Raw genomic sequence first — 13162 nt, 5'->3', positions numbered from 1 at the left:
ACAGGTCCTGCACCGCGCCCGCCAGCACCACGCCCGCGAGGATCCAGATCATCCCAGGCAGGTAGCCCATCTGCGCCGCCAGCACCGGTCCCACCAGCGGGCCCGCCCCGGCAATCGCCGCAAAATGGTGACCGAACAGCACTTTTTTGTCGGTCGGCACGTAGTCCAGCCCGTCGTTATGGCGGACGGCAGGCGTCATGCGCGTCGCGTCAACGCCCAGAACGTTCTTAGCGATATAGCGGCCATAAAAACGGTACGCGATCAGATAAATGCAGACGGAGGCGACGACGATCCAGAGCGCATTGATCTGTTCCCCCCGGTTGAGGGCGATATAGCCCAGGGCAAAGGCTCCCACAACGGAGAGCCCTGCCCATATAAGGTATTTCCCTGAGTTGTTCATAGTTGTTGTCCGTTGTTGTGAAACAGTGAGATGTTACATTTTGTTTCTAGAACAACCGGAAAATTTTAACAACTTTGAAACGCAATAATGCGTGGTCAAACCAGAGATTTACACCACAGTGTTAAGCCGATCACTTTGATCTGCCTGGCTTAGCCCAACACCATCGTACTCAACCGACAGGTGCAGCACCGCCGCCCCTGCTCGTCGAATACCACAATCTCCCAGCTCTGGCTTGAACGCCCCAGATGCAGCGGCTGGCATACCCCGCGCACTTTGCCGTGAGAGACCGCACGATGGTGCGTGGCGTTAAGCTCCGTCCCCACCACGTTCTGACCGTCGCGTGTCATCAGAAAACCGGCCATCGACCCCAGGGTTTCCGCCAGCGCCGCCGACGCGCCGCCGTGCAGCAGGCCAAACGGCTGATGGGTGCGCGCATCCACCGGCATCTCCGCTTCCAGCGTGTCGTCGCCGATACGGGTATAGACGATACCGAGATGCGCCACCAGCGTATTCAGGCTGGTCGCGTTCAGCTCCTCGAGCGGTAAATGACGTTTCCAGATCATCTTACGCCCCCAGCGTGGAGCCGCCGTCCACCACAATGTCCTGCAGGGTGATATGGCTGGCGGCATCGGATGCAAGAAACAGTACCGTGCTGGCAATCTCCTGCGGGCGAGCGATTTTGCCCAGCGGAATGCCGAGCTTGAACTGCTCGCCAAAGCCGCGGATGCGCTGCTGCTCCGCGTCGTCGCTTTTCCACAGGGTGCGCTGCATGTCAGTGTCCGTTGAGCCCGGCGACACCAGGTTACAGCGCACGCCGCTGCCCGCCAGCTCCAGCCCGACGGTCATAGCCAGGCTTTTCAGCGCCGCCTTCGACGCGCCGTAGGCGCTCATGCCGATGCGCGGCGTGTGCGCCGCGTCGGACGCCACGGTGACTATCGCCCCGCCCTGCTGACGGCGGAACTGGCCCATCGTCTGCTGGAACAGGTTGAACGCGCCGCCGACGTTGACCGCGAAGGTCTGCTGCCAATCCTCCTGCGAAAGCTGGTCCGTCGCCCCCATGCGCAGAATGCCCGCCGCGTTGACCAGCACGTCCAGCCGTTCAAGCGACGCCAGCGCGCGCCCGCACACCTCATGCACCTGCGCGGCATCCGCCACGTCCAGGGTTTCAGTGGCGAACGGATAATCACCCAGCGGAAACGCCAGATCGAAGCCGGTCACCTGCGCGCCCGTCTCCACAAACGCCAGCGCCGTCGCGTAGCCAATCCCCTTGCCCGCGCCCGTCACCCAGACGGTTTTACCGGTGAAATCCAGCACCATCACTTCACCTCGCGGGACAGCAGCGCCCACCAGGCGTCGATAGTTGGATTTTTGGCCAGCATCACGAAGTCAATATCGCCGTGCACTTTGCGCCAGCGGGCGGCCAGCGCCATCATGCGCACCGAGTCCAGACCGTAGTCGATCAGGTTTTCGTCATCCATCGGCTCGTCGGACTCGTCCAGCATCGGCAGGATCAGCTCACGCAGCGCGGCTTTGGTCGCCGGAACGGACGGCAACAGCTCGTCGGTCATCACCACGCGGCCCGAGCGTCCGGCCACGTAGTTGAGCGACATCAGGTGCTCGTCGCGGGTGAAATCCGCCAGCGCGTCGGCGATAAAGAACGGCTTGATGTCGCGCATAAAGGCATCGGTGGCGGTGGTCATACAGCCGATGTGGGCGTAAACGCCGGTAATCAGCAGCTGGTTGCGGCCGGTTTCTTTCAGCATCTGCTCCAGCGGCGAGCGGTGAAACGCGCTGTAGCGCCACTTCACCAGCACCGTGTCCGCTTCGTCCGGGGTCAGTTCGCGGACAATGCGCTGCTGCTCCGGCGAGCGGGTCAGGCCCGGCCCCCACATGTCGTTCAGCAGGGCGCGGTCCTCGTCGCTCTGCTCTTTCGGCTGAGCGGTGTAGTAGACGGGAATATTGTGCGCTTTGCAGTAAGCGCGCAGTCTGGCGATATTCGCCACCACCTGCTGCATCATCGCGCTGTTTTCGCCCCAGAAGTTCAGGAAATACTCCTGCATATCATGAATCAACAGCGCGGCACGTTCAGGCTCAAACGCCCAGTTCACCTTGTTGGTCGGCAGCTCTGCGGCGGTCGGCAGCGCGTAAGCGGTTAATTTTGGAATGGCCATACTCTGTTCCTCAGCCCCGGGCGCGTTCAGCAAGCCACAGGCGCAACTGTTTCTTATCGACTTTGCCGACCGGCGTCAGCGGGAGCGCATCCACGCTCTCCACGCGGTCCGGCAGCTTGAATTCGGCAACGCCCTGCTCGCGCAGGAAGCGGCGCACTTCAACCGCGCGCAGGGGCTGTTTCACCACCAGATACGCGCAGCTTTTTTCGCCCAGCAGGCTGTCCTCCATGCTCACCAGCGCGGCATGGATCACCGCCTCATGGCGCAGCAGCAGATTTTCAATCTCTTCGGCGGCGATCTTCTCCCCGCCGCGGTTGATCTGATCCTTCTCACGCCCCTGCACGGTGATGTAGCCCTGCTCGTCGATGGCGATCAGATCGCCAGAGCAGTAAAAGCCGTCGGCGTCAAAGGCGCTGGCGTTGTGTTCCGGGCTGTTGAAATAGCCGCGGAAGGTATACGGCCCGCGCGTCATCAGACGCCCGACCTCCCCGCGCGGCAGCGGGTTGCCGTATTCGTCCGCCACCCACACTTCGTCGTCCGGGCACATCGGGCGGCCCTGGGTGTTGATGATGCGTTCCGGGGCGTCGTCGAGCGCGGTGTAGTTCACCAGCCCTTCCGCCATGCCGAACACCTGCTGAAGCTGGCAGCCGATTTCCGCCGGAATGCGCGTCGCGAGCGTGGCGGAGAGGCGTGCGCCCCCCACCTGGAGCAGCTTCAGGGATTTAAGCTGCGCGTTTCCTGCGCCGTCGGCAATCGCCTGTAGCCAGAGGCTCACAGCCGGAGGAACCAGCGAGGTGACGTTAATCTGATGCCGTTCAATCAGCGGGAAGCAGAGCGTGGCGCTCGGATCGTTCGCCAGCACCACGCATCCGCCCGCGGTGAAGACCCCTAACGATCCCGGCGAGCTCATGGCGTAGTTATGCGCCGCTGGGAGCGCGTTCAGATAACGGGTGTGTGCATTGATTCCGCAGATTTCGTTGCTGCGGCGAATGCTGTAGTCGTAATCGTTATGCGTGCGCGGGATCAGCTTCGGCGTGCCGGTGCTGCCGCCGGAAAGCTGGAAAAATGCCACTTCGTCGGCGGGCGTCGGGTTCGGGATGAAATTATCAGCCGGACGAGCAATCGCCGCTTCCAGGGCATGTTCACCCTTATCGCCGCGCAGGAGCACGACGCGAACCGAGCGGTGCGCATCCACAAAGGTGTTGAGAAAATCGTCACCCGCAAACAGCGCGTGCTCGCGATCGGCAATCAGCACGGCGGGTTTGATCTGCTCCGCGTAGGCGTTCAGCTCGCTGCGCTGATGGCTAAAGAGCGCGTTAACCGGCGCGACGCCAATTTGCAGCAGCGCGAAGAAGGTGATGTAGAACTCGGCCACGTTGCCGAGCTGTACCAGCGCGGTCTCACCGCGGTGAAGTCCCTGTGCCTGAAGCGCGGACGCCAGGTTATTCACCGCCTGATTAAACGCGCGGTAGGTGATGTGCCGCTCGCCGTCGATGATCGCCACGGCATCGCTGTCCGCGCGATCCGTCAGGATGTGGGTCAGCGGCAGATCCTGCCAGTAGCCTTTTTCGCGGTAGCGCCGGGCGAATTCCTCAGGCCAGCGGGTAAAGGGAATGGTCATGAGCGATCCTTAGTGCAGGCCAAACACGTTGAGCATGGTGGAGAGCTTCACGCCTGTTTCGCGCCACTCACCCACCGGCGAAGAGGCAGGCACAATGCCCGCACCGGCAAACAAGCGAACGGTATTTTCACGAAGACGCGCGCAGCGGATGGTCACCACCCACTCGCCGTTACCTTCGCTGTCGCACCAGCCGACGATGCCGCCGAACAGCTCGCGGTCGAACGGCTCCAGCTCGGCAATCAGCTCTTTTGCCGCCTCATGCGGGAAGCCGCTCAGCGCCGGGGTCGGGTGCAGCAGACAGGCCAGCGTCAGGGCGTTTTCATTTTCACGCGCCTCGCCTTCAACCGGCGTAGCCAGATGCCACAGGGTCGGCGTGGTGATGAGCTGCGGGGAAGACGGCATGCTCAGGTGGTGGCTGCGCGGTGCCAGAATGGCCTTCATCGCCTGGGTCACGAGGTCGTGCTCGTGACGGTCCTTTTCGGAGGCCAGCAGCTTATTGCCCGCTTCGCGATCTAATACGTCATCCGGCTGACGACGCGCGGAGCCTGCCAGCGGGAGCGAACTAAAGTGAACGCCCTCTTTATGCAGCAGCAGTTCCGGACTTGCTCCCAGCAGCACCCCGCCGTCTTCCAGCGGCACGTGAAAGTTGAAGCTTGCCGGGTTCTGGGCAATCAGGCGCTCCATCAGGGCACCACTGTCCATATGTTTGTCGGTCGCGATATCAATCAGGCGCGACAGCACCACCTTGTTCACCCGCGGCGTTGCGGTGAGCGACGCGGCGCGAGCGACCATCTCTTCGAACACGGGCTGCGGCGGGATCTCGGTGCGTTTTTCCACCTTCAGCGCCTGCGAGCCGGAAAAATAGCGTGCGGACTGCTGACGAGCCGGACGGGAAAACGTCTGCCAGCGTTCGGGAATAAACAGCGAAGACGGCTTGCGGGTATCGAAAGGGATGGCACCAACCATGACCGGATGGGCGATGCCGCTGGCTTTTGCATTCCGGAAGGCCTGGGCTAATTTTTGCTGGAAGTGCCCGGCCGGATCGTCGCCGCCGACGGCGGGTTCAGAGAAGCGGGCAAAACAGCCTGAGGTAGTAAAACTGCGGTAAGGCGACATAAAGAAAAAGCTGTCTGATTGCAGCGTGGTCGCGGTGTGCTGAACTTCCTCAGCCAGGGACGTGTCCATATCATCCTCCTCAAAATGATAAAAGAAGCAATAATGATTATCATTTATATTTTCGTCGGCTAACCTAATCCCACATCGCTTCGCTGTCAACCGTCGGGCAAATAACTTATGCGACAAAAGCTTGCATCCCTTCGCGGCAACCATGAAAATGAGAAGCATTATCTTCAACAAAAACAGGATGTCGCGCTGTGAGATTCCCTTTCGTATTCCGTAATACCCTGCTTTTACCTGGACTTTTTGTTTTAGGACTTGCCTCAGCCGTTGCCGCCGACTGGCCGCGTCAGGTGACCGACAGCCGCGGCGTTCACACGCTTGAGAGCAAACCGACGCGCATTGTCTCTACCAGCGTGACCTTAACCGGCTCCCTGCTGGCGATTGACGCACCAGTCGTCGCCAGCGGCGCGACCACGCCGAACAACCGCGTGGCGGATGCGCAGGGCTTTTTGCGCCAGTGGGGCGATATTGCGAAACAGCGCAAGGTTGCGCGGCTGTACATTGGCGAACCGAGCGCCGAAGCGGTCGCCGCCCAGATGCCGGACCTGATTTTGATCGGTGCCACCGGCGGGGATTCCGCGCTGGCGCTGTACGATCAGCTCTCCGCCATCGCCCCAACGCTTATCATCAACTACGACGACAAGAGCTGGCAGGAACTGCTGACGCAGCTGGGCACCATTACCGGGCAGGAAAAACAGGCCGCAGAGCGCATTGCCGCGTTTGATAAACAGCTCGCGCAGGTTAAAGAGCAGATGAAGCTGCCGCCGCAGCCGGTAAACGCCATCGTCTATACCGCCGCCGCGCACAGCGCCAACCTGTGGACTGCGGAATCCGCGCAGGGCCAGCTGCTGCACCAGCTGGGCTTTATGCTGGCAGAGCTGCCCGCCGGGCTGCACACATCAAAAAGCCAGGGCAAACGCCACGACATCATTCAGCTGGGCGGTGAAAATCTGGCGACGGGGCTGAACGGCGAAGGGCTGTTTGTGTTTGCCGGCGACCAGAAAGACGTGGATGCTATTTACGCCAACCCGCTGCTGGCGCATTTGCCGTCGGTGAAAAACAAACGGGTCTGGGCATTGGGAACCGAGACGTTCCGCCTGGATTATTACAGCGCGATGTTGGTGTTAGACAGATTGAATACGTTGTTTAAGTAGGCCTTTTCCTCCCTCTCCCTGTGGGAGAGGGCCGGGATGAGGGCATCAGGCCGCCCCGTCGTTCAACACACTCTCCTGCCTGAATCGGCGCAATTCTGCCAACGACATGAATAAAATCACGCCAATAATTGCCAGTACAAACCCGCCGCAGCTCGCCGAGGCCACCGGGGTCATTATCGCCCCCAGCCCGCCGAGGATCGCCGCGCCAATCGCATCCCCCGTGACGTTCTGCGCCGTCCACAGGCCGTTAATGCGACCGAGCATCCCTTCCGGCGTTTGGGTCTGGATCAGGGTGTACTGCAAAAGCGAGCTGATGGCGCTCAGCCAGCCGAAAATCACCAGGCAAAACACGCCCAGCGCCCACACCGGCATCAGGCTGAAGAAGCCGATGGCGATAAACGAGGCCAGCGTGGCAAGCAGCATAATCAACCCCGGACGCGCGCTCTGCGCCAGGTTGCCGCTGGTCAGCGCTCCGCACGCCGCACCGAGCGGAATGGCGGCGTACAGTAAGCCAATCTCCGAGGCGCTCATCTGCCACTCTCCCGCTAATGCCGGGTACAGCACGCGCGCGGCGCTCGCCATCGTCAGCAGGCCGCCGAGCAGCGCAATGCCGCCAATCAGCGGGTTGCTGAACAGGAAACGAATAGCGGCCATCAGCGATTTCAATGGATGCTCGCGCGGCTGCGGCGGAGGGGGCAGAAGAGGCAGGCGCAGCAGCGTCAGCGTGGTGATAAAGGTTCCCGCCGCCGCCAGCCCATAGTTCCACGCCACGTTGCCGGTCGCCAGCAGCAGGCCACCCACCATTGGCGAAATCACCGAGCCCAGACGCACGGTGAGCATGGTGATCGCCCCCGCCTGCATCAGGTTCTCGCGCCCGACCAGCGCGGGCGTCGCCGCCAGCAGCGCCGTCACGCCCAGCGAGGCAAAAAAGCCGTCCCACAGCCCCAGGGCATAAATCGCGATCAGCGACGGCTCCGGCAGCATCGCGTTCAGACACAGCCCGATAAAGCCCACGCCGCAGGTGCCGCGCGCCAACAGAATCAGCTTCTTACGCTCGTAGCGGTCCGCCAGCACGCCGCCGACCATCAGGCCGATGAACATCGCCCCGCCGGTTAAGGTGACGGATAACCCCACCAGCCAGCTGGAGTGCGTCAGGGTCTGGATCTGTACCGGCACGGCCACGCCGAGCAGCCCGAGGGACAAAATGGAGATAAAGCGAGCGATAAAAACGGCGCGATACGCCGGATGCGTTTTAAGCAGGCTGAGGTTGAGCAGCCAGGATTTTTGATTCATGACAAAGCCTTGAGTCTATTTCTACCCATTCCATGGGCGCACATGCTAACATAGCCAAATAAGATAGATAACGATAATCACTATCATTATCAAATCATGGATGTTGCTATGTCGTTTTCCTCTTCTTCGGTGCGCGCCGTTGCCGTGCCCGTTTTATTGCTGCTCCTGAGCCTTGCAATTGCACTCAGTCTGCTGGTTGGCGCGAAGCCGCTGCCCGCGTCCGTTATTGTTGATGCGCTCTCCGGCACCTGCCAGAGCGCCGACTGCGTCATCGTGCTCGACGCCCGACTGCCCCGCACCCTTGCCGGACTGCTGGCCGGTGGCGCGCTCGGCCTTGCCGGTGCCCTGATGCAAACCCTTACCCGCAATCCGCTGGCGGACCCCGGTATCCTCGGTGTTAACTCCGGCGCCAGCTTTGCTATCGTGCTCGGCGCGGCGCTGTTCGGGTTGACCTCGCCCTCTGAACAGCTGGTGATGGCCTTCTGCGGCGCGCTGGCCGCCTCGCTGGTCGTCGCCTTTACCGGCAGCCAGGGCGGCGGGCAGCTGAGCCCGGTACGCCTGACGCTTGCGGGCGTAGCGCTCGCGGCGGTGCTGGAAGGCTTGTCCAACGGCATCGCCCTGCTCAACCCGGACGTCTACGACCAGCTGCGCTTCTGGCAGGCCGGTTCGCTGGATATCCGCACCCTAGACACGCTTAAAGTGGTGGCGATCCCGGTCATTATCGCTGCCGCCGTGGCGCTGTTTTTAAGCCGGTCGCTCAACAGCCTGAGCCTCGGCAGCGACACCGCGACCGCCCTCGGCAACCGCGTGGCGCGCACGCAGCTGATTGGTCTGTTCGCCATCACCGTACTGTCCGGCAGCGCGACCGCCGTGGTCGGCCCGATCGCTTTTATTGGCCTGATGATGCCGCACATGGCGCGCTGGCTGGTGGGAGCAGATCACCGCTGGTCGCTGCCGGTGACGCTGCTTGCCACCCCTGCCCTGCTGCTGTTTGCCGACGTGCTGGGCCGCCTGCTGGTGCCCGGCGAGCTGCGCGTCTCGGTGGTCAGCGCCTTTATCGGCGCGCCGGTGCTGATCTTCCTGGTACGCCGTAAACGCGGAGGTGGCGCATGATGGCCCCGTCCCGGCGTTTAGTCACCAGCGTCTCGCTGCTAAGTATCCTCATTCTGCTGCTGGCGGTCTGGAGCCTGCGCAGCGGCGCGGTGACGCTCGATTTTTCTCAGGTGGTTAACGCCCTGCTCGGCAGCGCGCCGCGCAACATCACCATGGTGGTGACGGAGTGGCGTCTCCCGCGCGTGGCGATGGCAATTCTGGTCGGCGCGGCGCTCGGCGTGAGCGGTGCGATATTCCAGTCGCTGATGCGCAACCCGCTCGGCAGCCCGGACGTGATGGGCCTCAACACGGGGGCCTGGAGCGGCGTGCTGGTGGCGATGGTGCTGTTTGGTCAGCACCTGACGGCCATTACCTTTACGGCGATGGCGGGCGGCATTCTGACGTCCTTGCTGATCTGGGCGCTATCCTGGCGCAACGGTATCGACACCTTCCGCCTGATCATCATCGGGATCGGCATCCGCGCCATGCTGATGGCCTTTAACACCTGGCTTTTACTGCAGGCCTCGCTGGAAACCGCGCTCTCCGCCGGGCTGTGGTACGCCGGTTCGCTCAACGGCCTGACGTGGGGCAAAACCTGGCCCGCCGCGCCGCTGATTGTGCTGATGTTTATCGGCGCGCTGCTGCTGGTGCGGCGCATGCGTCTGCTGGAGATGGGCGACGACAGCGCCTGCGCGCTGGGCGTGGGCGTCGAGCGCTCGCGCCTGATGCTGATGCTGGTCGCCGTACTGCTGACCGCCGCCTCCACCGCGATTGCCGGGCCAATCTCGTTTATCGCTCTCGTGGCCCCGCACATCGCCCGACGTCTTAGCGGCACGGCGCGCTGGGGATTAACCCAGGCGGCGCTGTGCGGCGCGCTGCTGCTATTGGCCGCCGATCTCTGCGCCCAGCGGCTGTTTATGCCTTATCAACTGCCGGTGGGCGTGGTGACCGTCAGCCTCGGCGGGATTTACCTCATCGTCTTGCTCGTTCAGGAGTCACGCAAGAAATGACAGACACAACCACCCGCTTGCGCGGCGAAAATTTAACCCTCGGCTACGGCAAAAAAATCATTGCCCGTGACTTATCCGTCGCCATTCCGGACGGGCACTTCACCGCGATTATCGGCCCGAACGGCTGCGGCAAATCGACCCTGCTGCGCACGCTGAGTCGCCTGATGACGCCGGCTGAGGGCAGCGTGTTTCTCGACGGGGAGCAGATCCAGCGCTTCGCCAGCAAAGAGGTGGCCAGACGCATCGGGCTGCTGGCGCAAAACGCCACCACGCCGGGAGACATCACGGTACAAGAGCTGGTCTCGCGCGGGCGCTATCCGCACCAGCCGCTGTTTACCCGCTGGCGCAAGGAAGACGATGAGGCGGTGAACCGCGCGATGCGGGCGACGGGTATTACCGATCTGGCGCAGCAGAGCGTGGACACCCTCTCCGGCGGACAGCGCCAGCGGGCGTGGATCGCGATGGTGCTGGCGCAGGAAACGTCGATCATGCTGCTGGACGAGCCGACAACCTGGCTTGATATCAGCCATCAGATTGACCTTCTTGAGCTGCTGAGCGAGCTGAACCGCACGCAGGGGTATACGCTAGCGGCGGTGCTGCACGATTTAAACCAGGCGTGCCGCTACGCCACGCATTTGATTGCGCTTCGCGACGGTGAGATTGTGGCGCAGGGCGCGCCGAAAGAGATTGTCACGCCGAACCTGATCGAGCGGATCTACGGCATGCGCTGCATGATTATTGACGATCCGGTGGCGGGTACGCCGCTGGTGGTGCCGCTGGGAAAACGTGCGGTCTGATGCCCTCACCCCGGCCCTCTCCCACAGGGAGAGGGAGCAAAGCATCCCCTCGCCCCGTTGGGGAGAGGGTTAGGGTGAGGGGAAATCACTACCCCAATATCTCCCTCAACACCGGCCCTATCTTCTCAAACGCCTGCGGTGAAATGATGTCCACGTGGGCGCAGTCCTGGCTGTATACCTCAAGCTCCGCCACCCACGGTGCCCAGGCGACCTGCGGATCCATCGTTCGCGTGCGCTCGGCGACAAACAGCGTCGCTTTGCCGTCAAAGCGTGCGCTGCGCGCCGTGGTGAGCAGCCGCACCGCGTCGGCGTAGTTGCCTTCAATCGCGTTAAACAGCTCGCTGGAGCCCTGCCCCTGCTGGGCGGCGATAAACGCCTGACGCTCGCGCTCGATCTCCGCCAGCACCGCCGGGTCGAGGCCGTTAGCCTCTTTTTCCGCCCAGTTCTGGGTTTCCGGCGGCCAGGTATCCAGCAGGCCGAGGAAGGCCACCACTTCACCCTGCTCGCGCAGACGGGCGGCAATACCCTGCGCCAGCGTACCGCCGAGGGAATAGCCAAACAGGTAATACGGCCCCTGCGGCTGCTGCATACGCAACGTATTCAGATGATGCTCAATCACTCCATCCAGATCCGCACGCTGCAGCATCGGACCGTCCGGACGCGGCGACTGAATGCCGACGATGGACCAGCGCGGGCTGAGGTAACGCGCCAGCACGCTAAACTGCCAGGCAAAGCCGGACGCCGGATGGAAGCAGAACAGCGTCGGGCCGTCGCTTTCGCGCAGCGGCAGAAGCGTTTCATACCCCAGACGCTGCGCCTGCTCGTCGCTCATCTGCGAGTCCAGCAGCGCGCTGAGCTTACTCACCGTGGAGGCGACCATAATCTGCCCCGGCGTAACCTTGCGCTCGAACGCGCGGCTAAGCTGTGCCGCCAGGCGCATCGCCAGCAGCGAGTGTCCGCCGAGGGCAAAGAAATCCGCCTCGATGTCGTTGATCTCACAGCCCAGCAGCGCGATAAAAGCCTGCGCGACGGCGATTTCGGTTTCGCTTTCCGGCGCACGGCCGGAGGTTTTACTCGTCAGCTCCGGCAGCGGCAGCGCCTTGCGGTCCAGCTTGCCGTTCGCGCTGAGCGGCAGCGCGCTGATTTGCAGCAGCACCACCGGCACCATATGCGGCGGCAGCTGCGCTTTGAGCGATGCCAACAGCGCGTCGCGATCCAGCGGTAAGCCGGATTCGGAAACCACGTACCCCACCAGCTGGCGGGCATCGCCGCCCGTTGCCGCCGCCTGGTTGAACACGCAGGCGTGCGCCACGGCCTGGGCCACGTCCGGCAGCGACAGCATCGCCCGGTCGATTTCGCCCAGCTCGATGCGCTGTCCGCGAATTTTTAACTGGTCATCGCTGCGGCCGAGATATTCCACCGCGCCGTTATCCAGCCAGCGGGCAACGTCGCCGGTGCGGTACATGCGCTCGCCGGGAGCGAACGGGTCGGCAATAAAGCGGCTGGCGGTGAGGTCCGGACGGCCCAAATACCCCTGCGCCAGCTGAATGCCGGTGAGATAAAGATCCCCCGCCACGCCGAACGGCACCGGGCGCATCATGGCGTCAAGAATGCGCAGCCCGGTGTTCCATACCGGGAAGCCGATCGGCACGCTGTTGCCTTCCACCGCCGCCAGCTCGGGGCCAAACGCCGGATACCAGCTCACGTCTACCGCCGCTTCGGTTGGGCCATAGAGGTTGTGCAGCGGCGCACGGGTGAGCTGCTCCCACTCGCGGCACAGTTCGGTCGGCAGCGCTTCGCCGCTGCAGAACACCTGCCTAAGCGTTTTACAGCAGTCGACGTTTTCCGGCGCCAGCGAGGCGACAAACGCCGCCAGCATCGACGGCACGAAGTGGGTAGTGGTCACGCCGTACCGCGCGAAGAAGCTCTGCATTGCCTGCGGGTCGCGGTGCGCATCCGGCTCGGCCATCACCAGCTTCGCCCCGGCGATAAACGGCCACCAGAACTCCCACACCGACACGTCAAAGCTGCACGGCGTTTTCTGCGCCACCACGTCCGTCGCGTCCAGCGGGTAGTGATCCTGCATCCACTTCAGGCGGTTAACGATGGCGGTATGCCCGACCATGACCCCCTTCGGACGGCCCGTCGAACCGGAGGTAAAGATGATGTACGCCGTTTGCTCCGGCTTCGCCAGCCGCAGCGGTTCAACACCCGCAACCGGTAACAATGTGTTGTAACTAAATGTCTCGACAGACAGATCGCTAAAGCGCGGAAGCTGCTCGTCTGTAGTAATGAGCAGGGATGGCTTCGCGTCCTCGAGCATCATCCGCAGGCGGTCGTCCGGGTAGCCGGTGTCCAGCGGCAGCCAGGCGGCCCCCGCTTCGACAATGCCGTGCAGCGCCAGGGTCAGGAACACCGAGCGCGGCAGGGCCACCGCCACGCTGT

The 13162-nt window shown here is 62.8% G+C and carries 12 protein-coding genes; 4 read left to right on the top strand and 8 right to left on the bottom strand.

Annotation, left to right across the window (positions count from 1 at the left end; genetic code table 11):
- From NUX24_RS21350 to entC, 6 genes are all read right to left on the bottom strand, one after another.
- Positions 1 to 400: carbon starvation CstA family protein (locus NUX24_RS21350; RefSeq protein ID WP_308280953.1), on the bottom strand; the 400-nt coding region annotated here is incomplete at its 3' end.
- Between the two features lie 149 nt (positions 401 to 549).
- Positions 550 to 963: a proofreading thioesterase EntH gene (entH, locus tag NUX24_RS21345; RefSeq protein ID WP_257834008.1), complete on the bottom strand. Its 414-nt coding sequence runs from the start codon at positions 961 to 963 to the stop codon at positions 550 to 552.
- Position 964: 1 nt separating this feature from the next.
- Positions 965 to 1720, bottom strand: coding sequence for a 2,3-dihydro-2,3-dihydroxybenzoate dehydrogenase EntA (gene entA / locus NUX24_RS21340; RefSeq protein WP_257834012.1), 756 nt, complete (start codon positions 1718 to 1720; stop codon positions 965 to 967).
- Positions 1717 to 2571, bottom strand: a complete 855-nt coding sequence (locus tag NUX24_RS21335; RefSeq protein ID WP_257834006.1) for an isochorismatase — start codon at positions 2569 to 2571, stop codon at positions 1717 to 1719. The genes entA and NUX24_RS21335 overlap by 4 nt, the downstream gene beginning before the upstream one ends.
- Before the next feature lie 10 nt (positions 2572 to 2581).
- The gene (entE, locus tag NUX24_RS21330; RefSeq protein WP_257834004.1) at positions 2582 to 4192 is read right to left on the bottom strand and encodes a (2,3-dihydroxybenzoyl)adenylate synthase EntE; all 1611 of its coding nucleotides are present in this window, start codon (positions 4190 to 4192) and stop codon (positions 2582 to 2584) included.
- A 9-nt stretch (positions 4193 to 4201) separates the two neighbouring features.
- Positions 4202 to 5377: an isochorismate synthase EntC gene (gene entC / locus NUX24_RS21325; RefSeq protein ID WP_257834002.1), complete on the bottom strand. Its 1176-nt coding sequence runs from the start codon at positions 5375 to 5377 to the stop codon at positions 4202 to 4204.
- Between the two features lie 188 nt (positions 5378 to 5565).
- Between entC and fepB the strand changes: the two genes are divergently transcribed.
- Positions 5566 to 6525: a Fe2+-enterobactin ABC transporter substrate-binding protein gene (gene fepB, locus NUX24_RS21320; protein WP_257834000.1), complete on the top strand. Its 960-nt coding sequence runs from the start codon at positions 5566 to 5568 to the stop codon at positions 6523 to 6525.
- A gap of 45 nt (positions 6526 to 6570) precedes the next feature.
- Here the strand turns inward: fepB and entS are convergent, their stop codons facing one another.
- Positions 6571 to 7818, bottom strand: coding sequence for an enterobactin transporter EntS (gene entS, locus NUX24_RS21315; protein ID WP_257833998.1), 1248 nt, complete (start codon positions 7816 to 7818; stop codon positions 6571 to 6573).
- A 108-nt stretch (positions 7819 to 7926) separates the two neighbouring features.
- On the opposite strand from entS, the gene fepD reads away from it, so the two are divergent.
- From fepD to fepC, 3 genes are read left to right on the top strand one after another with little or no spacing between them, the layout of a single operon-like run.
- The gene (gene fepD, locus NUX24_RS21310) at positions 7927 to 8931 is read left to right on the top strand and encodes a Fe(3+)-siderophore ABC transporter permease (protein ID WP_047650540.1); all 1005 of its coding nucleotides are present in this window, start codon (positions 7927 to 7929) and stop codon (positions 8929 to 8931) included.
- Complete coding sequence (fepG, locus tag NUX24_RS21305; protein ID WP_257834010.1) at positions 8931 to 9920, top strand: iron-enterobactin ABC transporter permease; 990 nt, start codon at positions 8931 to 8933, stop codon at positions 9918 to 9920. The genes fepD and fepG overlap by 1 nt, the downstream gene beginning before the upstream one ends.
- Complete coding sequence (gene fepC, locus NUX24_RS21300) at positions 9917 to 10717, top strand: iron-enterobactin ABC transporter ATP-binding protein (protein WP_257833996.1); 801 nt, start codon at positions 9917 to 9919, stop codon at positions 10715 to 10717. Before fepG ends, fepC begins: the two co-directional genes overlap by 4 nt.
- A gap of 88 nt (positions 10718 to 10805) precedes the next feature.
- Here fepC and NUX24_RS21295 read toward each other — a convergent pair.
- On the bottom strand, positions 10806 to 13162 hold a 2357-nt coding region (locus tag NUX24_RS21295; RefSeq protein WP_257833994.1), incomplete at its 5' end, for an amino acid adenylation domain-containing protein.

Origin of the sequence: Enterobacter sp. HG048 (assembly GCF_024702055.1) — a bacterium.
Lineage (GTDB): Bacteria > Pseudomonadota > Gammaproteobacteria > Enterobacterales > Enterobacteriaceae > Enterobacter > Enterobacter dykesii.
This window is presented reverse-complemented; position numbering and strand designations above follow the sequence as displayed.